Source organism: Methylophaga sp. OBS1, assembly GCF_026319365.1.
This window is the reverse complement of record NZ_JAPDMS010000001.1, coordinates 236,175-258,169: the sequence shown is the minus strand read 5'-3', so window position 1 is coordinate 258,169 and position 21,995 is coordinate 236,175. Positions and strand designations below refer to the sequence as shown.

At 51.9% G+C, this 21,995-nt stretch carries 17 protein-coding genes and 2 tRNA genes; 16 read left to right on the top strand and 3 right to left on the bottom strand.

What is annotated here, in order from left to right; translation table 11 throughout:
* Position 1 precedes the first annotated feature (1 nt).
* From trpE to trpC, 4 genes are read left to right on the top strand one after another with little or no spacing between them, the layout of a single operon-like run.
* Positions 2 to 1,498 carry an anthranilate synthase component I gene (trpE, locus tag OMQ46_RS01190; protein ID WP_266235144.1) on the top strand — a complete coding sequence of 499 codons (1,497 nt, stop codon included), beginning with the start codon at positions 2 to 4 and terminating at the stop codon, positions 1,496 to 1,498.
* 16 nt (positions 1,499 to 1,514) lie between these two features.
* Complete coding sequence (locus OMQ46_RS01185; RefSeq protein WP_266235143.1) at positions 1,515 to 2,093, top strand: aminodeoxychorismate/anthranilate synthase component II; 579 nt, start codon at positions 1,515 to 1,517, stop codon at positions 2,091 to 2,093.
* A gap of 9 nt (positions 2,094 to 2,102) precedes the next feature.
* Complete coding sequence (trpD, locus tag OMQ46_RS01180) at positions 2,103 to 3,116, top strand: anthranilate phosphoribosyltransferase (protein WP_266235141.1); 1,014 nt, start codon at positions 2,103 to 2,105, stop codon at positions 3,114 to 3,116.
* Positions 3,117 to 3,125: 9 nt separating this feature from the next.
* Complete coding sequence (gene trpC / locus OMQ46_RS01175) at positions 3,126 to 3,926, top strand: indole-3-glycerol phosphate synthase TrpC (protein ID WP_266235139.1); 801 nt, start codon at positions 3,126 to 3,128, stop codon at positions 3,924 to 3,926.
* 13 nt (positions 3,927 to 3,939) lie between these two features.
* Here the strand turns inward: trpC and crp are convergent, their stop codons facing one another.
* Entirely contained in the window at positions 3,940 to 4,623 is a 684-nt protein-coding gene (gene crp / locus OMQ46_RS01170) for a cAMP-activated global transcriptional regulator CRP (RefSeq protein ID WP_266235137.1), read from the bottom strand.
* Positions 4,624 to 4,741: 118 nt separating this feature from the next.
* Between crp and OMQ46_RS01165 the strand changes: the two genes are divergently transcribed.
* Genes OMQ46_RS01165 through OMQ46_RS01150 form a run of 4 tightly spaced genes read left to right on the top strand, consistent with a single transcriptional unit; the run spans position 4,742 to position 7,484 of the window.
* Entirely contained in the window at positions 4,742 to 5,161 is a 420-nt protein-coding gene (locus tag OMQ46_RS01165) for an OsmC family protein (protein WP_266235136.1), read from the top strand.
* Positions 5,133 to 6,791: a DUF885 domain-containing protein gene (locus OMQ46_RS01160; RefSeq protein ID WP_266235134.1), complete on the top strand. Its 1,659-nt coding sequence runs from the start codon at positions 5,133 to 5,135 to the stop codon at positions 6,789 to 6,791. Before OMQ46_RS01165 ends, OMQ46_RS01160 begins: the two co-directional genes overlap by 29 nt.
* Positions 6,791 to 7,183: a VOC family protein gene (locus OMQ46_RS01155; protein ID WP_266235132.1), complete on the top strand. Its 393-nt coding sequence runs from the start codon at positions 6,791 to 6,793 to the stop codon at positions 7,181 to 7,183. The genes OMQ46_RS01160 and OMQ46_RS01155 overlap by 1 nt, the downstream gene beginning before the upstream one ends.
* A 19-nt stretch (positions 7,184 to 7,202) precedes the next feature.
* A complete protein-coding gene (locus OMQ46_RS01150; protein WP_266235131.1) occupies positions 7,203 to 7,484 on the top strand; it encodes a YcgL domain-containing protein in 282 nt (93 codons plus the stop codon).
* A gap of 161 nt (positions 7,485 to 7,645) precedes the next feature.
* Here the strand turns inward: OMQ46_RS01150 and mutS are convergent, their stop codons facing one another.
* Positions 7,646 to 10,210, bottom strand: coding sequence for a DNA mismatch repair protein MutS (gene mutS / locus OMQ46_RS01145; RefSeq protein WP_266235129.1), 2,565 nt, complete (start codon positions 10,208 to 10,210; stop codon positions 7,646 to 7,648).
* A gap of 16 nt (positions 10,211 to 10,226) precedes the next feature.
* Between mutS and pncC the strand changes: the two genes are divergently transcribed.
* From pncC to OMQ46_RS01105, 8 genes are all read left to right on the top strand, one after another.
* Positions 10,227 to 10,730: a nicotinamide-nucleotide amidase gene (gene pncC / locus OMQ46_RS01140; protein WP_266235127.1), complete on the top strand. Its 504-nt coding sequence runs from the start codon at positions 10,227 to 10,229 to the stop codon at positions 10,728 to 10,730.
* 113 nt (positions 10,731 to 10,843) lie between these two features.
* Positions 10,844 to 11,884, top strand: coding sequence for a recombinase RecA (gene recA / locus OMQ46_RS01135; protein ID WP_266235126.1), 1,041 nt, complete (start codon positions 10,844 to 10,846; stop codon positions 11,882 to 11,884).
* Positions 11,881 to 12,330 (top strand): recombination regulator RecX, encoded by a 450-nt coding sequence (recX, locus tag OMQ46_RS01130; RefSeq protein ID WP_266235124.1) that lies wholly within the window; start codon positions 11,881 to 11,883, stop codon positions 12,328 to 12,330. The genes recA and recX overlap by 4 nt, the downstream gene beginning before the upstream one ends.
* Positions 12,320 to 14,923: an alanine--tRNA ligase gene (gene alaS, locus OMQ46_RS01125; protein ID WP_266235122.1), complete on the top strand. Its 2,604-nt coding sequence runs from the start codon at positions 12,320 to 12,322 to the stop codon at positions 14,921 to 14,923. The genes recX and alaS overlap by 11 nt, the downstream gene beginning before the upstream one ends.
* Before the next feature lie 2 nt (positions 14,924 to 14,925).
* Positions 14,926 to 16,152: an aspartate kinase gene (locus OMQ46_RS01120; RefSeq protein WP_266235120.1), complete on the top strand. Its 1,227-nt coding sequence runs from the start codon at positions 14,926 to 14,928 to the stop codon at positions 16,150 to 16,152.
* Between the two features lie 235 nt (positions 16,153 to 16,387).
* Complete coding sequence (gene csrA, locus OMQ46_RS01115; protein ID WP_266235118.1) at positions 16,388 to 16,573, top strand: carbon storage regulator CsrA; 186 nt, start codon at positions 16,388 to 16,390, stop codon at positions 16,571 to 16,573.
* Between the two features lie 55 nt (positions 16,574 to 16,628).
* Positions 16,629 to 16,718, top strand: a tRNA-Ser gene (locus tag OMQ46_RS01110).
* 49 nt (positions 16,719 to 16,767) lie between these two features.
* Positions 16,768 to 16,844, top strand: a tRNA-Arg gene (locus OMQ46_RS01105).
* 64 nt (positions 16,845 to 16,908) lie between these two features.
* On the opposite strand, the gene OMQ46_RS01100 is transcribed toward OMQ46_RS01105, so the two are convergent.
* Complete coding sequence (locus OMQ46_RS01100; RefSeq protein ID WP_266235116.1) at positions 16,909 to 21,987, bottom strand: diguanylate cyclase domain-containing protein; 5,079 nt, start codon at positions 21,985 to 21,987, stop codon at positions 16,909 to 16,911.
* Between the last annotated feature and the right edge of the window lie 8 nt (positions 21,988 to 21,995).

Below are 21,995 nucleotides of genomic sequence, written 5' to 3'. Positions count from 1 at the left end.
GATGAAACAGTCAGAATTCGAACAACTCGCCGCTGAAGGCTACAACCGCATCCCGCTTGCCCGGGAAGTACTGGCTGATCTCGATACGCCGCTCAGTACTTATCTTAAGCTGGCAGATGCGCCCTACTCTTACCTGTTTGAATCAGTTCAGGGAGGGGAGAAGTGGGGACGTTATTCGATCATCGGCCTGCCCTGTGAAACAGTGGTTCGCGTTCATGGTTTCGATATCAGCGTTGAACATCAGGGCGATATCATCGAAACCGACAAAAGTGACGATCCGCTGGGCTGGGTAGAACAGTTCCAGCAACGTTACAAGGTCCCTGAAACTGGCCAGCTTCCCAAGTTTAACGGCGGTCTGGTCGGCTACTTCGGCTATGACACCGTGCGCTACGTTGAGCCCCGACTAGGCGATGCGCGGGCACCTGACCCACTGGGTTGTCCCGATATCATGTTGATGGTGTCGGATGAACTGGTCGTGTTTGATAATCTCAGTGGTCGACTGTACCTGATAGTTCATGCCGATCCCGCTCAGGACAATGCCTACAATCGAGCGCAGGCAAGGCTGGATAAACTCATTGAAACACTGCGCAACACCACGCCCAGGTTCCAGCGTCACGGTGAACGTCGACGGGTCAATGAAGAAGACTTTGTCTCCGGCTTTACCCATGACGGCTTTATTGACGCGGTTAAAAAAGCAAAGCAATACATCAACGACGGCGATATCATGCAGGTGGTATTGTCACAGCGACTCTCGATTCCGTTTGCGGCAGAGCCGGTCGATATGTACCGGGCACTGCGCACGCTCAACCCCTCCCCCTACATGTATTACCTGAACCTCAAAGACTTCCACGTGGTCGGTTCCTCACCGGAAATTCTGGTCAGGATGGAAGATCAGGAGGTCACCGTCAGACCGATTGCCGGTACCCGCCGTCGCGGTAAGACCGAAGAGGAAGATACTGCGCTGGAACAGGAACTGCTCGCCGATCCCAAAGAACTCGCTGAGCATCTGATGCTGATTGATCTGGGTCGCAACGATATCGGCCGCGTCAGTCAGACCGGCACGGTTGAGCTCACCGATAAAATGGTGATCGAGCGTTACTCACATGTGATGCATATTGTGTCCAATGTGACCGGCAAGGTGCTGGACAACATGTCTGCCATTGACGCCCTCCGCGCCACCTTCCCGGCCGGCACCGTAAGTGGTGCCCCCAAGGTAAGGGCCATGGAAATCATTGACGAGTTTGAACCCGTCAAACGCGGCGTCTATGCCGGCGCCGTCGGTTACCTGTCCTGGTCCGGTAATATGGACACGGCGATTGCCATCCGCACTGCCGTGATAAAAGATAATACGCTGCATATCCAGGCCGGGGCCGGTATCGTTTATGATTCGATTCCTGAACTGGAATGGAAAGAGACCATGAATAAGGCAAGAGCGATTTTCCGCGCTGTTGCCATGGCGGAAGCTGGCCTGGAAGCCGATCCGCACGCTGAAGGCTGAGCCGGGACCCTAATTTATGCTGTTAATGATTGATAATTACGACTCTTTCACCTACAACCTGGTGCAGTACTTTGCTGAACTGGGTCAGGAAGTCGTGGTGCACCGTAACGACAAAATCACCATTGAAGAGATTGAAGCCCTGAACCCGGATAAAATCGTGCTCTCCCCCGGTCCGTGCACACCGAATGAAGCCGGTATCTCCATGGCGGTGATTAAACATTTTGCCGGTAAAAAGCCACTTTTGGGCGTATGTCTGGGCCATCAGGCGATTGGACAGGTTTTCGGCGGCGATGTGGTTCACGCCCGTGAGATCATGCATGGCAAAACCTCTAAGGTGTACCACAACAATACCAGTGTTTTCCGTGGTCTGAATAACCCACTGGAAGCCACCCGCTACCACTCTCTGGTGGTTAAGAAAGAGACTTTGCCGAACTGCTTTACCATCACCGCCTGGACTGAAACTGAAAACGGCGAGATGGACGAGATCATGGGTATCGAGCACAAGACCTTGCCCATTGAGGGTGTCCAGTTCCATCCCGAGTCTATCCTGACCGAACAGGGTCATGAACTGCTGAAGAACTTTCTTGATCGATAGGACCTGAGCATGGATATTCAAGCTGCACTTAAACTCGTCACCCAGCGTCAGGATCTCAGTGCCGATCAGATGCGTGATGTCATGAATCAGATCATGACCGGTCATGCCACCCCGGCACAGATCGGCGGATTCCTGATTGGACTGAGCATGAAAGGTGAAACCGTGACCGAAATTGCCGCGGCTGCTGAAGTCATGCGTTCGCTGGCAACGCCGGTTGATATTCAGGGCGAACATGTGGTCGACACCTGCGGCACTGGCGGTGACGGTGCCAGTACCTTTAATGTCTCGACCGCCAGTGCCTTTGTTGTTGCAGCAGCCGGCGCTCAGGTCGCCAAACATGGTAACCGCTCTATCAGCAGTAGTTCCGGCAGTGCCGATGTGCTGGAAGCAGCGGGCGTGAACCTGGAACTGACGCCGGAACAGGTCAAACACTGTATCGAAACCGTCGGTGTCGGCTTTATGTTTGCTCAGAAACATCATGGTGCCATGAAGCATGCGATTGGCCCGCGCCGTGAAATGGGTGTTCGCACCGTATTCAATCTGCTGGGTCCGCTCACCAACCCCGCCCGCGCCCCGCACCAGGTCCTGGGGGTGTATGACAAGAAATGGGTGGTGCCAATGGCTGAAGTGCTGCAAAAACTGGGCAGCAAACATGTGTTAGTGGTTCACGCTGAAGACGGACTGGATGAGATCAGCATCGGTGCCGAAACGCACGTCGCCGAACTCAAACACGGCGAAATCTCCAGCTACACCATCAAACCTGAAGACTTTGGCCTCAACCGCAGTGATGTCAAAGGCCTGTCAGTCAAGAATGCCACTGACAGCCTCGACATCATCAAAGCCATCTTTAACGGAGAAACCGGTCCGGCCCGCGATATTGTCGTTCTCAATGCCGGCGCCGCGATTTATGTGGCCGATATTGCAGCGACCCTGGAACAGGGAATCAAGCAAGCAGCCGAAGTCATCGACTCGGGTGCCGCCTCACAGAAACTGAATGCGCTGATTGTCAGCAGCCGGAGCTAGAAGATCATTATGAGTGAAAACACCCCGGATATCCTGGTCAAGATCCTTGAACGCAAACAGGAAGAAATTGCTGAACGCAGCAAAAAAATACCGCTGGCCATCATGCAGCAACTGGCTGAGCATGCGGATAAACCGCGGGGCTTTGTTGAGGCTCTGTCGCGCAAGATCGCTGACGGTGAGCCTGGCATCATCGCTGAAATCAAGAAAGCCTCGCCCAGTAAAGGCCTGTTACGAGAAGATTTCAGACCGGCTGAAATTGCAGAGAGCTATGCCAAACATGGTGCCACTTGCCTGTCAGTGCTGACTGATCGTGACTTTTTCCAGGGCCATGAGGAGTTTCTTCAGCAGGCGCGTAAAGCCTGCAGCCTGCCGGTTATTCGTAAAGATTTTATTATCGATCCCTATCAGGTTTTCGAAGCCCGGGCGATCAATGCAGATTGTATTTTACTGATTGTATCGGCACTCAACGATAATCAACTGGAAAATCTGAGCCAACTGGCACTACAACTGGGCATGGACGTACTGGTAGAAGTGCATGATCTGGATGAACTGGAACGGGCACTGGTATTGAACCTGCCCCTGATTGGTATCAACAACCGCAATCTGCGAACATTTGAAACCTCGCTGGACACCACACTGTCACTGCTGCCTCGGATTCCTGATGGTCACATTGTGATCACTGAGAGCGGAATACACACACCGGAAGACGTTACATTGATGCGCGACAATAATGTCAATGGATTCCTGGTCGGGGAAGCCTTTATGCGCGCTGACGATCCGGGCCAGCAGTTAAAGCAGCTGTTTTATTGAGACATGGAGAGCGTCAGAGCTTCTTGATAACAGGCGTAGAGACGCGGTGGACCTCGTCGTAGACAATCACGGTCTTACCGTGAGCCCAGACTTTACCGCCTTCCTGCAGCTCTTTTAAGACGCGGCCGACCATTTCACGGGAGCAGCCCACCATGCGGCTGATTTCCTGACGGGTGACCTTGATTTGAGTGCCATGAGGATGACGCATCGCATCAGGCTGAGCAGATAATTCTGCCAGTGCGGCCTCTACCCGGCCGGCGACATCCAGAAACGCCAGGTCAGTGGCTTTGCGGGTGGTCGACAACAGGCGTTTAGCCATCTGCTCACCCAGCGTATAAAGCAAGGTGGGGTAACAGTTTTTCAACTGGCTGTCGGCCAGGGTACGGATTTGCTGATAGGAAATCTCTTCGGTTCTGACATCGGTCTTGGCACGGATGGTGACCATTCTGTCGCCGACTTCAGAAAAGAAGCCAATTTCACCGATGAAGTCGCCCTGATTGAGATAGGCCACGATGAGTTCCTCACCCTCTTCATTTTCCATGCAGACGGTGACAGAACCTTCACGGATGTAATAGAGCGTATCTGCTGGGTCACCGGGCCGAATAATGATGTTTTTTGCAGGATAAAATTTGCTGTGACAACTGTGAAAGAAGTCGGCAAGACCTTCTTCCAAGGCTTTATGTTTGTGATATTCCATCCATTATTCCAATTTGAAACCCGGCGGGCAGTATACAGTTGCAAACGGTGATAATTCGTTTTCGATTTCACAAATATGGCAAAATTAAAGTTATTTATCAACTTTGGGAAACATTTTAATGAAAGCACGAGTGAAATGGGTAGAAGATGTGATGTTTCTGGGCGAATCCGGTACCGGTCACACGGTAGTCATGGACGGTCCCGAAGAAGCGGGTGGTCACGGCACCGGTATGCGCCCCATGGAACTGCTGTTACTCGGGATGGGCGGCTGCACGGCTTTTGATGTGGTGGAAATTCTGAAAAAATCGCGTCAGGATATCCGTGACTGCGTAGTGGAAGTGGATGGTGAGCGCAGTGAGGAAGTCCCCAAGGTCTATACCAACATTCATGTTCATTACAAAATCACAGGCAAAGAGGTCAAACCCAATTTTGTGGAGCGTGCCATCAACATGTCTATTGAAAAATACTGTTCAGCTACGCTGATGCTGGCCAAGACCGCCACCATCACCCATGACTACGAGATTATTGATGTCGACTGATAACAGTCACACATTCGACCGAATACAGGAAAGTTATCTTGCCAGTTGGTGCCGGTTTAATCCGGAAACCGCACTGGATGCCGGCATCGAGGATTATGCCGGTGAGCTGACACCCTGTGACGATGCCAGTCAGGGCATTCAACTGGTCCTGAATGAAAAATGTCTGGCTGCGCTGGACGAGATCAATATCACAGCGTTGGACGCCGATCGCTTGCTCAACTATCAGGTTCTGCATGGCTGGGCGCTGCTGGAACACCACAGCATGATGGAGCACGACTGGCGTTATCGAGATCCAACCGCTTTTCTGCCGATTGATGCCCTGCATCAACTAACTATCCGACCTTTGGAAAGTTTCAGTCTGGCACTGCTGTCCCGGCTGCAAAAAGTGCCGGGACGTGTCAGAGAAGCCAAAACTTACCTGAATCTCAAGCCGGCCATCATTCCACCGGTATGGCTGGAAATGGCCATTCAGGAATGTGAAGCTGGCGTGCAGTTCTGTCATGAACTCTCTGATCACCCGCGGGTACAGAAAGCTCTGCTGCAGCATCAGGCTATCGACACCGCGCTCCATGAAGCCGGTAAAGCGATGGAAGACCTGCACCATTCGCTAACCCGCCTGCAAAACCATGCACAGGGTGATTTTGCCTGTGGTCGAGAGCACTTTGAGCGCCTGCTGCATTACCGCCATTTTCTGCCTATCAGTGCCCAGAAGCTCAGCGCATTTGGTGAAAAACTGTTTGCACAAACTTCGGCTGAACTCAAAAAAGCGGAACAGGACAGCGGGCTGACCCTGGCCCGTATCCGGGCCCATCACCCAAGCGCCTCCCAACTGCTGGACAGCTACCAGCAGGAGATGCAGGCCGCGAGGGATTTCCTCAAGGCGAACGCCCTGGTCACCTTACCTGGACGGCAGCATCTGAATGTTGTCGACACCCCTGGCTTTTTGAGACATCAAATACCTTTTGCAGCTTATCTGGATCCCAGCATCGCCGACCTCAGTCAAAGCGCATTTTATTATGTGACCCCGGTCAGTCGTGATGCCGAGCTGAAGGAACATAATTTCGCCGCCATCGCCCAGACCAGCGTGCATGAGGCCTGGCCCGGTCATCACCTGCAGTTTGTCACCGCGAATCAATCTGACCAGGGTTCCGCACTGCTACGACGACTGTTTCCCTGTGCCACACTTTACGAAGGCTGGGCCCTGTACTGTGAGCAAATGATGCTGGAGCAGGGTTTTGATCGCTATCCGGGTCAGAACATCGTGATGCTCAGAGACAGGCTCTGGCGGGCGCTGCGTATCATCATTGATGTCAACATTCATACCGGTGAATGGACGCTTGAGCAGGCTGCAGCGGAAATGGTTGATAAACTCGGCTTCACTCAGGCGCAGGCCATGGCTGAGTGCAACTGGTATAGTCAGGCCCCCACTGTGCCGATGAGCTATGCCGTGGGCTGGGCACTCATTAATGCACTGCGTTATATCGTTCAGCCGGCGGATGGTGAGGAACTGAGAGCATTTCATGACAAGTTACTGCAGTGCGGTTCCGTTGCGCTACCGCTGGTGATAGAGCATCAATTCGGTTCAGCAATCTGGCAGCAATGCTGCCAACACGTATTTGGAGAGGATTAATGGAACGACCCGGGAAAACCGGTGGCATGCGGCATGTCGCCCTGTTTGTTACCGATCTGGCAGCCTGTGAGCAATTTTATGTTGATTGTCTGGGAATGACAGTCGAATGGCGTCCGGATGAGGATAATGTCTACCTGACTTCAGGTAATGACAATCTCGCTCTGCATCGGGCTGAAGTCACTCCTGCCTCACCGGAACAGCAAAAACTGGATCATATCGGTTTTATTATTCCTACCATGGATGAAGTCGACAGCTGGTTCGATTTTTTGCAGTCAAAAAACGTTAAGATGCGCAATGCACCACGCACGCATCGTGATGGTGCCCGCAGTTTTTATTGCTATGACCCGGCTGGCACGGTAGTGCAGATTATCTATCATCCCCCCATTTCATGAGTTTCACACGATAGCCCCGATGAAGACCTACATTTATAAAAGCAGCAAGAAAGAAGAACTCTATCTCTACATCGTTAAAAAAGATGATTTTTCCGATATTCCACAGTCACTCTACGACTCCATGGGCAAAGAGCCGATATTCGTCATGGAACTGGAATTAAGTCCGGAGCGGCCACTGGCGCGGGAGAATGTCGCCGCGGTCATCAATAATCTGGAAACACAGGGCTTTCATGTACAGATGCCACCCCGTCCGGAAAAACTGGGCGAATTTATGAATGCCAAAAAGCAGCATTTGCATTAAAACCCTCAGTTATCCGCAGATTTCGCTGATTAACGCAGCTTTACAGCGATGAAAACCCTGCTTCGTGCTCAGGTGTCAGCGCTCTCAAGCATCTTGTTTATGCAAACGCCTCAACAATAATCTGTGTCCATCGGTGTAATCTGCGGATATAAAAGCATTCGTCAGGAATCTGCTTTCGACAGTTTCCAGAGTTCGTAGAGTAATTCCAACGCCTGTTTCGGACTCAGGTCATCTGGATCAATCCTTTGAAGGCGTTTTTCCAGTTCAGATGGCTCGCTGGTGCTGCTGAATAAATCCGGCTGCGGCAGCTTTCTGCTCTCCTCGCCCTGGTACCGGTACTGCTCCAACTGCTGCAACTTGACCCTGGCAGCTGATATGACATCACCCGGTACCCCAGCCAGCTGTGCTACCTGCAAACCATAACTCTGATTGGCTGCGCCGTCTTTAAGCTGATGCAAAAAGACGATTTTGTCGCCATGTTCAATCGCATCAAGATGGACATTACGCGCCTTATCAAACAAGTCAGGGAGCTGAGTCATTTCAAAATAGTGGGTGGCAAACAGTGTATAAGCGCTGATATCACGAATCAGTTTCTCTGCACAGGACCAGGCCAGTGCCAGCCCGTCGAAAGTACTGGTGCCGCGACCGATTTCATCCATCAGAACCAGACTGTGTTTTGTCGCGTTGTTGAGGATATTGGCGGCTTCGTTCATTTCCACCATAAAAGTTGAGCGCCCGGAAGCCAGATCATCTGAGGCACCGATACGGGTGAATACCTGATCAACCGGACCAATCACTGCCCTGCTCGCCGGGACAAAGCTTCCCATATGAGCCATCAGAACGATTAGCGCTGTCTGACGCATATAAGTCGATTTACCGCCCATATTGGGGCCGGTAATAATCAGCACCGGCTGTTTGGAGGACAATTTCAGATCATTGGCGCAGAAAGGCGCAGACTGACTGGTTTCAACGACTGGATGACGACCGGCTTCAATTTCAATACCGGTCTCATCCGTGAATGTCGGGGCCACATAGTCCAGTGTTTCTGCCCGCTCAGCGAGATTGGCAAGGACATCGAGTTCGGCCAGCGCGGACGCTGATTGGGCCAATGCGGGTAATTCCGGAGCCAGCTTGTCGAACAGTTCATCATAGAGTGACTTTTCCAGTGCCAGGGCTTTTTCATTGGCACTCAATACCTGTTCTTCAAAACTTTTCAGCTCGGGCGTGATGTAACGCTCAGCATTTTTCAGTGTCTGTCGGCGTACATATTCCGTGGGAACCTCAATATCATGGGCACGGCTGAGTTCGATGTAATAACCGTGTACCTTGTTATAGCCGACTTTCAGACTGCTGACACCGGTGCGTTCACGCTCCTGCTTTTCGACATTATCAAGAAAGCCGCTGGCATTCTGATGCAGATCGCGCAGCCGATCCAGTTCAGCGTGGTAACCGGGACGGATAACACCGCCGTCACGAATCAGTACCGGTGGCTCATCCAGTAACGCCCGCTGCAGAAGTTGTTTCAGTTCGCTGAAGTGACCCAGCGTACGGTCAAGATGACGGAGGTGAAGGCTACTCATCGGTTTTAGCAAAACATGCATTTCCGGCAGCATCTCCAGCATGCGACGCAGATGCATCAGATCACGGGGTCTGGCACTGCGCAGCGCAATACGTGACAGAATCCGCTCGATGTCGCCCAACTGCCGCATCAGTCCATGGCAGTCATCACCATTTTGCTGATCGATAAACTGCTGAAAGCCCTCCTGACGTAGTTTTAACACCCGCGTGTCACGAATTGGCCGCATCAGCCAGCGTCTGAGCAATCGGGCTCCCATCGGCGTCGCAGTTCTATCCAGAACGGAAATCAGGGTGTGTTCACGACCGCCCGACAGGTTTTGTTCCAGTTCCAGGTTGCGTCTGGACTGCGGATCCAGCCGGATACTGTCTCGGGCATATTCCACCGTGATCTGCCGCAGATGCGGTAAGGCCGTACGATGCGTTTGCTGAGCGTAATTAAGCAGGCAACCTGCCGCGCTGACCGCTAAGTCCATGTCATCGCAGCCAAATCCCTGCAGATCCGAGACCTTGAAGTGTTCACAGAGTCGCCTGCGGGCCGCCTTCTGCTCAAAGTGCCATTCCGGTAAAGGCCGGAGGCATTTTTCAAACTGCGGATAAGCTGCGATATCCGTGTCACAGATCAGTAACTCTGCCGGTTGCAGCCGGGCCAGTTCTGCGCGCAGGTCGGTCGCTGTTTCAATTTCGCTGACGATAAAACGGCCACTACTGATTTCTGCAGAAGCGAGACCGAAACGGCCCTTGTGCTGGCTCACCGCAACCAGCAGGTTTTCATGACGACTGTCGAGCAAGGCTTCTTCTGTGAGCGTGCCCGGTGTCAGCACCCGGACTACTTTCCTTTCGACCGGTCCTTTACTCTTTGCCGGATCACCGACCTGCTCACAAATCGCTACCGATTCCCCCAGCTTGATCAGTCTTGATAAATAGCTGTCGGCGGCATGATAAGGGACTCCCGCCATGGGAATCGGCGCACCGTTGCTGTTGCCACGGGCCGTCAGCGTAATATCGAGCAGTTCTGCAGCTTTGTGCGCATCATCAAAGAACAACTCGTAGAAATCGCCCATGCGATAAAACAACAGATATTCAGGATGTTCCGCCTTGATACGCAGATACTGCTGCATCATCGGTGTATGATTTTGAGATTGAGTCATCGGCATAGTTTATATCATGAATAAAATTTCTGACGCTTCGCTCTATCAACTGGTTGAACAAGTCGCTGAGCTGCTGATTATGCAAGGCAGGATGCTGGTTACCGCCGAGTCCTGCACTGGTGGCTGGGTCGCAAAAAGCTGCACCGATCTGGCTGGCAGCTCAGCCTGGTTCGATCGTGGTTTCGTCACCTACAGTAACGCCGCCAAGCAACAGCAACTGGGCGTCATTGCTGACACACTGGAAAAAAATGGGGCTGTGAGTCTGCCGGTTGTGGAGGAAATGGCTTTTGGTGCGCTGAAATATTCCCGGGCTGATTACAGCATCGCCATTACCGGTATCGCTGGCCCGGGCGGGGGCTCAGATAAAAAGCCGGTGGGGACGGTCTGGATTGGTTGGGGTCTGCACGGTGGCGGCGTCCATAGTGTTTGTTTTCAATTTGACGGTGACCGCGACAGTATCCGTCGTCAGGCTGTGTTCGAAGCCCTCTCGGGTCTGTTAAAAATCGCTGCGGAAGACTAAATACAGCGGTCATTTTCTCCGCACCGTTAAAAGCCCGTTTCACCTCTAGAGCCTGAGTGATATCTATGGGATAATCCATTGGTTTTAATTAATCAATTCAGGGGTGGCGCAAGATGGATGACAACAGAAAGAAAGCACTGGGCGCAGCGCTGGGACAGATTGAAAAGCAATTCGGCAAAGGTGCGGTCATGCGTCTGGGTGACGCCGGTGCCGCTCGCGACGTGGCTTCGGTCTCAACCGGCTCTATCGGCCTGGACATCGCGCTTGGGATCGGCGGCCTGCCCCGTGGTCGTATCATTGAAATTTACGGTCCGGAATCATCCGGTAAAACCACATTAACGCTGCATGCGATCGCAGAAATGCAGAAAACAGGCGGCACGGCTGCCTTCGTTGATGCCGAGCACGCCCTGGACCCGGATTACGCTGAAAAACTGGGCGTCAATATCGACGACCTGCTGGTCTCCCAGCCAGACACCGGTGAACAGGCACTGGAAATCACCGACATGCTGGTACGTTCCGGTGCGGTGGATATCGTGGTCGTCGACTCGGTCGCTGCTTTGACCCCGAAAGCGGAAATCGAGGGTGAAATGGGTGACAGCCACATGGGTCTGCAGGCCCGTCTGATGTCTCAGGCACTGCGTAAACTCACCGCCAATATTAAACGTTCCAACACGTTGGTTATCTTCATCAACCAAATCCGGATGAAGATTGGTGTCATGTTCGGTAACCCGGAAACCACCACCGGTGGTAATGCCCTGAAATTCTACTCTTCTGTTCGACTGGATATCCGTCGTATCGGTGCTATCAAAAAAGGCGATGAAATCCTGGGTAATGAAACCCGCGTTAAAGTCGTTAAGAATAAAGTGGCGCCGCCTTTCAAACAGGTCGAGTTCGACATTCTCTATGGCGAAGGCATTTCACGCGAAGGTGAACTGATCGACATGGGTGTACAGGCCAATATCGTCGAGAAATCCGGTGCCTGGTACAGCTATGACGGTAACCGTATCGGTCAGGGTAAGGACAATGTTCGAAACTTCCTCAAGGAAAATCCGACTACGGCGGCTGAAATCGAAGCCAAGGTACGTGAAATCCTGCTGCCTAAAAAAGTGAAGGCGGCTGAGAACGATGCGGTTGAGGACGATCTGGAAGCGTGAGCAAATCCGCCAGTGAACAGGCAGTGAGCTATCTGGCCCGCCGCGAACATAGTGCACTGGAACTGAACCGCAAGCTGGCAAAAGCTGGTTTTGAAGAGATCGAGATTGAACAAAGTCTGGCCGAACTGCAACAAGCCGGGCTACAGAGTGATGAGCGTTTTGCTGAGAGCTTTGTCAATTCCCGCATCAATCGGGGCTATGGCAGCATCCGGATTCGGATGGAGTTGAAAGAACGTGGAGTGGCTGCCGACATTATCACGGACACGCTGCAACAGGCAGATACAGACTGGTTTGCGCTGGCCTCTGAGGTCAGACGCAAACGTTTTGGCGAGCAAAACCCGGAAGATTTTAAGAGCCGTGCCAAACAGCAACGGTTTTTACAGTACCGCGGGTTTACTCATGACGAAATAACGGAAAGTTTTAACGTAACTGACGATGAAAAGTAGCGCTGATATACGCAAATTGTTCCTCGACTTCTTTGCCGGCAAGGGACACGAAGTGGTTTCCAGTAGTCCGCTGGTGCCTGCCAACGATCCGACCCTGTTGTTTACCAACGCTGGCATGGTCCAATTCAAGGAGACCTTCCTGGGCCAGGAAACCCGCGCCTACACACGTGCAGTGACGACCCAGCGTTGTGTGCGAGCCGGTGGTAAGCATAATGACCTGGAAAACGTCGGTTACACCGCCCGTCACCATACCTTTTTTGAAATGCTGGGTAACTTCAGCTTCGGTGATTATTTCAAGCGTGAAGCGATCCAATATGCCTGGGAGTTTCTGACAGACACGCTGGGACTGCCACCAGAAAAACTCTGGGTCACGGTGTTTGAGGAAGATGATGAGGCCGCCGATATCTGGCTCAAAGAAATCGGTATTTCTGCAGAGCGTTTCTCCCGCATCGGTGCCAAGGATAACTTCTGGTCGATGGGCGATACCGGTCCCTGCGGTCCCTGCTCCGAGATTTTTTATGATCACGGCCCTGAGGTTGCCGGTGGTCCACCGGGAACACCGGAAGAAGACGGCGACCGCTATATCGAGATCTGGAATCTCGTATTCATGCAGTACAATCGCAGCGCTGATGGCACCCTCACGCCACTGCCTAAACCCTCAGTGGATACCGGCATGGGGCTGGAGCGACTGGCTGCTGTGCTGCAAAACGTGCACAACAACTACGACATCGATCTGTTCCAGCACCTGATTAAAGCCATTCAGGCCCTGTCAGGCACTGAAGATAGCAGCAACTTCTCGCTGCGGGTGATTGCTGACCATATCCGGTCCTGCTCATTCATGATTGCTGACGGCGTGCACCCATCAAATGAAGGTCGTGGTTATGTACTGCGCCGTATCATCCGCCGTGCGATTCGTCACGGTCATAAACTGGGCCTTAAAGACACCTTCTTCCACAAACTGGTGCAACCATTAGTTGATGAAATGGGCGAGGCATTCCCGGAACTGGCTCAAGCCCAGTCCCTGGTTGAAAAGGCCCTGTTGCAGGAAGAGAATCGTTTCGCCGACACGCTGGATAACGGTCTGCGCATTCTGGATCAGGCGATTGAAGACATGGGGGACAAGGAGATTCCGGGGGAAACTGTGTTCCTGTTGTATGACACCTATGGCTTCCCTATCGATTTGACCGCTGATATCGCCCGCGAGCGTGGTCTGACTATCGATATCGCCGGCTTCGAGCGGGCGATGGAAGAACAACGTTCACGTGCCCGCAGTGCCAGCCAGTTCGGTGGCGGCATGACCGAACAACTCAATATTGACAGCGAAACTGAGTTCTGTGGTTATGAGCATACTCAGGAAGACGGCACTATCACCGATATCATTCTCAATGGTGAGCACGTAGACAGCCTGAATGAAGGTCAGGAAGGCATTCTGGTGCTCGACAATACGCCTTTCTATGCCGAATCCGGTGGCCAGGTTGGCGATCACGGTGAAATCACTACTGATTCCGCCAGCTTCACCGTCACCGATACCCGCAAACAGGGCAAAGCCTTCACCCATATCGGCCGCTGTGAAAACGGCCGCTTCCAGGTTGGGCAGAAAGTCACCGCACAGATCGATGAAAACAATCGTCTGGCGACCGCGCTGAACCACTCGGCCACACACCTTCTGCATGCCGCTTTACGTAAAGTGCTGGGTGACCATGTCACACAGAAAGGGTCATTGGTTGATCCCCATCGTCTGCGCTTTGATTTCTCCCACTTTGAGCCATTGACCGATGCGCAGTTGCATGAAATCGAGCGGATGGTTAATCAGCAGATTCGAATGAACCACCCGGTCGAAACACGCTTGATGGCACTGGAAGAAGCTAAGAATAGCGGTGCCATGGCGCTGTTCGGCGAAAAGTATGATGAAAAAGTCCGCGTGCTCAGCATGAGTGATTTTTCTATCGAACTGTGTGGTGGCACCCACGTTAGAAATACAGGCGATATCGGCCTGTTCAAAATCACCGCTGAAGCCGGCATCGCTTCTGGTGTCCGCCGTATTGAAGCAGTCACAGGCGATACCGCGCTGGATTTCGTCGATAACACGCTGAATACACTCAACCAGGTTTCCGAACTGCTGAAAGCCAAACCTGACAATGTGCAGGACAAAGCCTCCGCCTTAGTTCAGCGCAACCGTGAGCTGGAAAAGGAACTGGAAAGTCTGAAAGGGAAACTGGCCAGCAGCGCCGGTGACGATCTGGCCAATGATGCTAAAGATATTAATGGCATCAAGGTACTCGCCTCAACGCTTGAGGGTGCTGACGGTAAAGCCCTGCGAGACGCTGTTGATCAGCTCAAAAACAAGCTGGGCAGTGCGGCGATCGTGCTGACGTCGGTCAAGGATGAAAAAATCACAATTATTGCTGGCGTCACCAAGGATATTACCGATAAAATCCGCGCCGGTGATCTGGTCGGACATGTAGCCGGTCAGGTCGGAGGTAAAGGTGGCGGCCGCCCGGATATGGCACAGGGCGGCGGTAATGAGCCTCAGAACCTGGCAGCGGCTTTGGCCTCTGTCTCGGACTGGGTCGGATCTAAGCTGGAAAATTAAGCATGTCACTTATCGTACAGAAATACGGCGGCACGTCCGTAGGCTCGGTCGAGCGAATCAAAGAAGTTGCCAAAAAAGTTATTGATTACCGTAACCAGGGTCACGATATGGTGGTTGTCGTCTCTGCGATGAGCGGCGAGACCAACCGGCTGATTGACTTAGCCAAACAATTGAATGATGAGCCACGTGGTCGCGAACTCGATGTGCTGCTGTCAACCGGTGAACAGGTCACCATCGCCCTGCTTAGCATGACTTTGCAGCAAATGGGCATGCCAGCGGTATCCTACACCGGCAGTCAGGTGCGTATTCTTACCGACAACGCCCATAACAAGGCACGGATCACCGAGATCGATGATCACAAAATCCGTGATGATCTCAAACAAGGTAGCGTCGTTGTTGTAGCGGGTTTTCAGGGCTGTGATGAAAACGGCAATATCACCACACTGGGCCGCGGTGGTAGCGATACCACAGCAGTGGCACTGGCTGCAGCATTGAAAGCTGACGAATGTCAGATCTATACCGACGTTGATGGCGTTTACACCACAGATCCGCGGGTCGTGCCTGAAGCTCGTCGCCTCGATCACATCACCTTCGAAGAAATGCTGGAAATGGCCAGCTTAGGTGCCAAGGTATTGCAGATTCGCTCAGTCGAATTTGCCAGTAAATATAATGTTCCGCTTCGTGTGCTCTCTTCTTTCACAGAAGGTGGCGGCACACTGATCGCTGCAGAGGACCCATCAATGGAACAAGCTCTTATTTCAGGTATCGCGTTTAACCGCGATGAAGCCAAAATTACCGTACTGGGTGTCCCCGATCATCCCGGCGTCGCCTCACAGATTCTGGGCCCGGTGGCGGCACAGAATATTGAAGTCGACATGATCATTCAGAACACGGGACACGATTCCACCACCGACTTTACTTTTACCGTCCATCGTAATGATTACAAATCAGCGCTGAAGATTCTGGAGCAGACAGCTGAAAAACTTGGCGCGCGCGAGGTCAATGGTGATGATCATATCGCCAAAATTTCGGTCGTCGGTGTAGGTATGCGTTCTCATGCCGGTATTGCCAGCACGATGTTCACTGCGCTTGCTAATGAGAACATCAATATTGAAATGATTTCGACCTCTGAAATTAAAATTTCCGTGGTAGTCAATGAAAAATACCTGGAACTGGGTGTTCGCGCACTGCACAAGGCATTCAACCTGGAACAGAACCCAGCTGCCTGATTTTTGTCATAAAACTGAGACAATTATCTCGCGAACAACTTAACTTCCTGATAAAATGAACTGGACTGTGAAGTAGTTACGACTATTTTACAGTCCACAATAAAAGAGACGTATAAGATCTCTAAACAAGGAAATATTCATTAAACAGGACAAGGCACGAGGCCTTACAGCATGGAAGAATTCACATTTTCTCCTGGTGACCTCGGCCTGCTTTTGAGAGTAAAGGGGAAAAATCATGTTAATACTCACACGTCGTGTCGGCGAATCACTCATCATTGGTGATGATGTCGTTGTAAATGTGCTTGGTGTTAAAGGTAACCAGGTCAGAATCGGTGTGGACGCACCTAAAGACGTATCTGTGCATCGTGAAGAAATCTATGATCGTATCCAGCAGGAAAAAGATCACCCGAATGCCGGTTAATTTCACGATATCACTAGCCAAATAAAATACATCTGTTATACTGTGCCGCTTTGATGGAGAGCTGGCCGAGTGGCTGAAGGCGCGCCCCTGCTAAGGGCGTATAGGTTAACCCCTATCGAGGGTTCGAATCCCTCGCTCTCCGCCAGAATTATTATTGCGGACATCACTGGATGTTAGTATAATAAACGGCTTTAGCGCCCGTAGCTCAGCTGGATAGAGTACCTGGCTACGAACCAGGCGGTCGGAGGTTCGAATCCTCCCGGGCGCGCCAAAAAAGTAAATACAATAAAGCAGTTATTCGCCTAGCGATGACTGCTTTTTTTGTGCTCATCTCTTTACTTCTCGCTTACTCCATCATTGGCCGCTTTCACCCGGTTGCGACCTGATTGTTTAGCTCGATAAAGTGCGGTATCGGCTGCTCGAAGTAGTTGTTCCAGACCTGCTTCAGCCTCGGGCGTCACAGTGGCCGTCCCCGCGCTTAAAGTCACCACCTCGGCGGTTGAAGAGTGCGCGTGCTCTATTGCCAGACTCTCTATGGCAGCACGCACCTTTTCCCCCATAAGCGTTGCGCCCTGGCTGTCAGTGTCTGGCAGGATAAGGATAAATTCCTCGCCACCATATCGAGCAAGCAGATCTCCCGGTCTTTGTAGTTGTGCTCGTAATGTTTCAGCAACCGATATCAGGCAGTTGTCCCCTGCCCGATGACCATAATTATCATTAAAGGCCTTGAAGTGATCGACATCAAGCATAATCACCGATAAAGGCTTTTTTTCACGCCGCAGTCGAGTCCATACCTCAGCCAGGTAGGCATCTCCACGGCGGCGGTTAGCAATGCCGGTCAGACCGTCATGTTCAGCCAGTCCCTGCAATTTCTGATTAAGCTGCTCCAGTCGCGCCGTCCGCTCGGCTACTTTATGTTCCAGAGTCCGGGAATAATCCTGAACCTGTTCGTACAGACTGGCATTCTCAATTGCGACCGATGCCTGGGCTGCCAACAACTGAATCACCTCCACTCGTGATTGAGTAAAGACACCGCTCGCGAGGTTATTTTCCATATATAAAGCGCCCTCAAAACGCTCACGTCTGATGGGCACGCACAATACCGACTTGGGTCTGAACTTGAGTATATAAGGATCCTGAGTGAATAAACTTTTCTGCGATACATCATGGATAACTTCTGATTCACCACTTCGCAGTACCTGAGTGATCAGGGTGACCGGTAGTGCAAGACGACCACCTTCATTATCAGGAATCAGTGATTGATGAGGTAAACCTGCTGTCGATAATGTCGATTCGGGTAGAGCAACAGCCTCTACAACCAATCGACCACCTCGAACAACGACCAGACATCCCCATTGACCGCCGGCATTTTCAAGCACGATATTCATCGTCGTTTTGAGCAAGCGGTCCAGTACGATTTCGCCGGAGATTTCCCTTGAAGCTTTCATGACTGAGGCGAGGTCGATATCGGTCGGCTCTCTCTGTACAGCATGACTATTTACTTCTGCCGACAACGCTTTTAATACCGGGAATTCCTGTTCCAGCAGATCGACTTTCCGCTGGGCACCCCAGCGATCATATAGATGATAGGCGCCGCGTAAATAACCCAGCGCTGCCCTTTCCCGTCTATGTGCAAGTAAATATCGCGCAGCTCGCTCATGAGCCGTGGCCTCGTCTCGAAGGAATCCTGTTTCTCTCGCCGCATCGATCGCAGCTTCATAGTATTCCAGAGCTAACTCAAGCGTGCCTTGCAAGCTCTCCAGTTCTGCTTCCATCAGATACTGAAGATGGCGAAAGTTGTCCGGGCAGTTATCCGCCCACCGTTTCATTTGTTCAAGATCACGTATCATGCGTTCACGGGTATCGCGCTGCTGATTTGCCGCCATTTTGGGATAGTGACTTGCCAGCGTCATAAATGCCACGATATAGAAACGAACCAGCTGCGGCAGAGACATCGCTGATTTGACCAGGCCATCCTGTGCCCTGACGTGTTCCAGTGCTAAATCTGTCTCGCCATACAGAAAACAAATTTCGGCACTGTAGATATGGTAATTGGCAATACCCGTCATAAACCCACGCTGGTGCATGCCGGCCAGACAGGCCTCTTGGTCAAAGCTGGCGTCACTGAGCGAATAGGGATTATCTGTCAGGCCAAGCAGGTTTCGCTGAAATTGTAAAAATAAGGTCCCTGAATCCAGTGAATCCTGATAGGCACACTCACGCACAATCTCCAGATTCTCGGCATGCAGTCGATGTGCTGTTTCCAAGTCCAGCTTTGGATCCCAAATGACACAATCCTGAGCACTGTAGGCGAGGTAAAGTAAGTCCCCCGTCTGATAGCCCGCTTCAATACCTCTGCGGAACCAGGGGGTCAGACTTGACCAGTGATGACTCCAATGATGTACGAACATCCCATAGACATAGATAACTCTTGCCCTGAGCGTGAGATCATCGAGTCGCTCATTGATAGCCAGGCCGACTTTACCATACTGATAACCCAGTGCTGGCTCATTGAGTTCGCCACAAAGCAGCATGCCATAAGCCGCATAAATAAAAGCAGACTCCGGGCAGTTGCCATGACGTAATGACAAATTGACTGATTTCAGCACCAGATAGGGGAATAACTTACCACTACCGGATAAAAAGGCGGCCGCAAAAATTTCCATCAACAATCGCATCGCGGTCAGTGCTGATTTGTCCTGAACCAGAGGTGCATCGACCAAATCTGAGATAGCCCGCCCCTGCAGGTTCGCTTCAACCAAGCGTCGCTCTTCGTCGATGTCTGCATCTCCAGGCTGGTCAGTAAAATCCACACCAAGCAGCGCTAATCCCTCGATTGCCGAATGAATAGACGCTGCCATTCGGCCCAGTGTCGCGTATTGGCGGGTACGAATGGCCAGTATGTCTGCTCGCGCCAAATCCGACTCAGCATGCTCAAGCAAGATCGCTATCCCATTCTCAGCCGCCTCAGTACGTCCGGTAAGATAGGCACACTGCTGCGTTTCCAGTGCAAGATCTTTCATAAATACAGGCGTGCGCTGCCATGAATCAGCGGGTAACTGTTCCGCGGCAACCATCAGGTAGTGCCAGGCTGATTCATAGGCTGAAGACTGCCTGGCACGGACACCCGCTCGCAAATTCAATTCTGCAAGCAGCCATCGCTCTTCTATGGAATCAATTAGTGCTCGCCCGGCATTGAGATGCTCAACGATATCGATAAGACGATCATCAGGCACTGTCTCCTGACCCAGGTGCTGAAGCACTAAGCGTCCAACGAAAAGATGAACAGCTTGTCGTTGCTGAGGGTCGATCAAGGCATAGGCAGCCTGTTGCACACGATCATGATGGAATTTATAAGTTGGATTAAAGTCCAACCCCAGGTCGCCCTCTCCTACCAGTCGATAATCACTGTGCAAGGGCAGGATGGTGTGTTGCTTCAATGCTGGCTGTAATGCCTTAGCGGTGTCTGATAAAGAATGCTCATAGACCAGCGAGAGGGTATGCAAATCAAAACGACCACCAATGCAGGCGGCCAATTGCAGAATCAGCTGTGTGTCAGACTCAAACCGCCTGAGATTATCCACCATAAACTCAACGACATCGCTACTGACAGTTGACCACCGTGCCGCATCCAAATCCCAGTCCCATTGTCCCGTATTCAGATCTGCTGTTATCGCAGCTTCCTTGTGAAGTTGCCGCAGCAATTCATTTGTAAAAAAAGGATTACCCTGCGCCTTGTCATAGAGCATATTGCTGAGTGGTCGTACTTCAGCCGGTTCGCGATATAAGCCTTCAGCCACGAGTTTTTCCACAGAGCTTCTATCAAGCGGCCCCAGCGGTAAAGGGTGAATATTAGCCTGTTCCTGAACCTCTTCCAGCAATAACCGAAGTGGGTGTCCCGGCCCCACTTCGTTACTGCGATAAGCCCCGATAAACAGCAAGTGTTTGAGCTCATGGGTCGTCATCATGCGACGCAGAAAATCCAGTGTAGGCGTATCACTCCACTGCAGATCATCAAGAAACAGCACAACCGGATGCCCCTCCCCTGCAAACACACGTAGAAAAGCAAGCAAAACGAGGTGTAACCGGTTACTGGCTTCCGCTGGTGGCAATGTGGCAACTGAGGGTTGAGAGCCGATGATTAATTCCAGCTCCGGTACCAAATCCACGACCAGAGCGGCATTCGGTGTCAGCGCCTCCAGTAGCTGTTCTCGCCAACCGGCCAGCTCTGCTTCAGCTAATGCCAGAATCTGCTGAACGAGACCGCGTAAGGCGGTTGCCAGTACTTTGTAGGCTTCACCATGTTGAAACTGCTCGAATTTGCCCTGAACCAGAAAGCCGTGCTCGCGCACCAGCGGTCGATCTATCTCGTTAACCAATGCCGATTTACCGACACCGGAATAACCATGAATCAGGCAGAATGCCGTCCCCCCTGACGCGGCAGTATCGAACAGCTGCATCAACGTCGCGAGCTCTCGTTCACGACCATAGATGGTTTGTGGAATCAGGAACTTATGTCCCATATCCCTCTTACCCAGTTGAAAACGCTCAATTTTATGGCCAGCGGCCAAGCGATCCGCACAGTATTTCAGATCGTGTATCAGTCCAGCAGCACTCTGATATCGTGATTCGGGGCTTTTTGCCATCAGCTTGAGGACGATATCCGATAGCGCCTCTGGTATCGCTTCAACGATTTGATGGGGGGCTGGTGGGAGTCGACTGATATGACTGTGGACCCATCCCAACGGACTGTCTGCCTGAAATGGTTTTTCCCCGGTCATTAACTCGAACAACAACACGCCGAGCGAGTAATAATCAGATCGGTAATCCAACTCCCGATTCATCCTGCCTGTCTGCTCAGGCGACATATAGGCTAGCGGTCCGTCGATATGCCTGGACAGTTGTACGGTCTGCCGCTCCTGATCTAATTCAGAAGCAATGCCAAAGCCTGCCAGCGCTACATCACCACTGACAGGGTCAAAAAGGATATGGTCGGGGGTTAGTGCTTTATGCACAATATCCTGTTCGTGAAGTCTCTCCAGGATATGAGCAAGTTGTAAGGCAATATTGAGCACTTCGACAAGCAATAAAATCTTGCCTTCTTTGGCGCTGAGATGGGATTGAAGGGTGTGACTGAAGTACTCGCAGATCAGTGCCAGATTACCGCTACCGTGAGTCTGCACTGCATAAATCTGACGCACTCCGGTCACTTCTTTCAGCTGTCGCAACATGCGACCTTCACGATACATTTCGGCCACCTGTTGACGCTCAGGGTATTCGGCATCAATCGTCTCAACCGCTACAGGGAGATTGTCTTGTATGCGATAAGCTCGATAAATAACCCGTCCCCCACTTTGATAAAGCGCGGAGCCCACTTCATAGCCGGGTAGTTGCAGTCCTTTTTTCACCCTCATCGATGATA

Excerpts from the sequence above, each read along its gene's own strand:
- OMQ46_RS01155 (WP_266235132.1), top strand. The coding sequence starts at position 6,791 with ATGGAACGACCCGGGAAAACCGGTGGCATGCGGCATGTCGCCCTGTTT.
- trpE (WP_266235144.1), top strand. The coding sequence starts at position 2 with ATGAAACAGTCAGAATTCGAACAACTCGCCGCTGAAGGCTACAACCGC.
- crp (WP_266235137.1), bottom strand. The coding sequence starts at position 4,623 with ATGGAATATCACAAACATAAAGCCTTGGAAGAAGGTCTTGCCGACTTC.
- recA (WP_266235126.1), top strand. The coding sequence starts at position 10,844 with ATGGATGACAACAGAAAGAAAGCACTGGGCGCAGCGCTGGGACAGATT.
- pncC (WP_266235127.1), top strand. The coding sequence starts at position 10,227 with ATGAATAAAATTTCTGACGCTTCGCTCTATCAACTGGTTGAACAAGTC.
- trpD (WP_266235141.1), top strand. The coding sequence starts at position 2,103 with ATGGATATTCAAGCTGCACTTAAACTCGTCACCCAGCGTCAGGATCTC.
- OMQ46_RS01150 (WP_266235131.1), top strand. The coding sequence starts at position 7,203 with ATGAAGACCTACATTTATAAAAGCAGCAAGAAAGAAGAACTCTATCTC.
- OMQ46_RS01185 (WP_266235143.1), top strand. The coding sequence starts at position 1,515 with ATGCTGTTAATGATTGATAATTACGACTCTTTCACCTACAACCTGGTG.
- OMQ46_RS01100 (WP_266235116.1), bottom strand. The coding sequence starts at position 21,987 with ATGAGGGTGAAAAAAGGACTGCAACTACCCGGCTATGAAGTGGGCTCC.
- OMQ46_RS01160 (WP_266235134.1), top strand. The coding sequence starts at position 5,133 with ATGACTACGAGATTATTGATGTCGACTGATAACAGTCACACATTCGAC.
- alaS (WP_266235122.1), top strand. The coding sequence starts at position 12,320 with ATGAAAAGTAGCGCTGATATACGCAAATTGTTCCTCGACTTCTTTGCC.
- csrA (WP_266235118.1), top strand. The coding sequence starts at position 16,388 with ATGTTAATACTCACACGTCGTGTCGGCGAATCACTCATCATTGGTGAT.
- trpC (WP_266235139.1), top strand. The coding sequence starts at position 3,126 with ATGAGTGAAAACACCCCGGATATCCTGGTCAAGATCCTTGAACGCAAA.
- mutS (WP_266235129.1), bottom strand. The coding sequence starts at position 10,210 with ATGACTCAATCTCAAAATCATACACCGATGATGCAGCAGTATCTGCGT.
- OMQ46_RS01165 (WP_266235136.1), top strand. The coding sequence starts at position 4,742 with ATGAAAGCACGAGTGAAATGGGTAGAAGATGTGATGTTTCTGGGCGAA.
- OMQ46_RS01120 (WP_266235120.1), top strand. The coding sequence starts at position 14,926 with ATGTCACTTATCGTACAGAAATACGGCGGCACGTCCGTAGGCTCGGTC.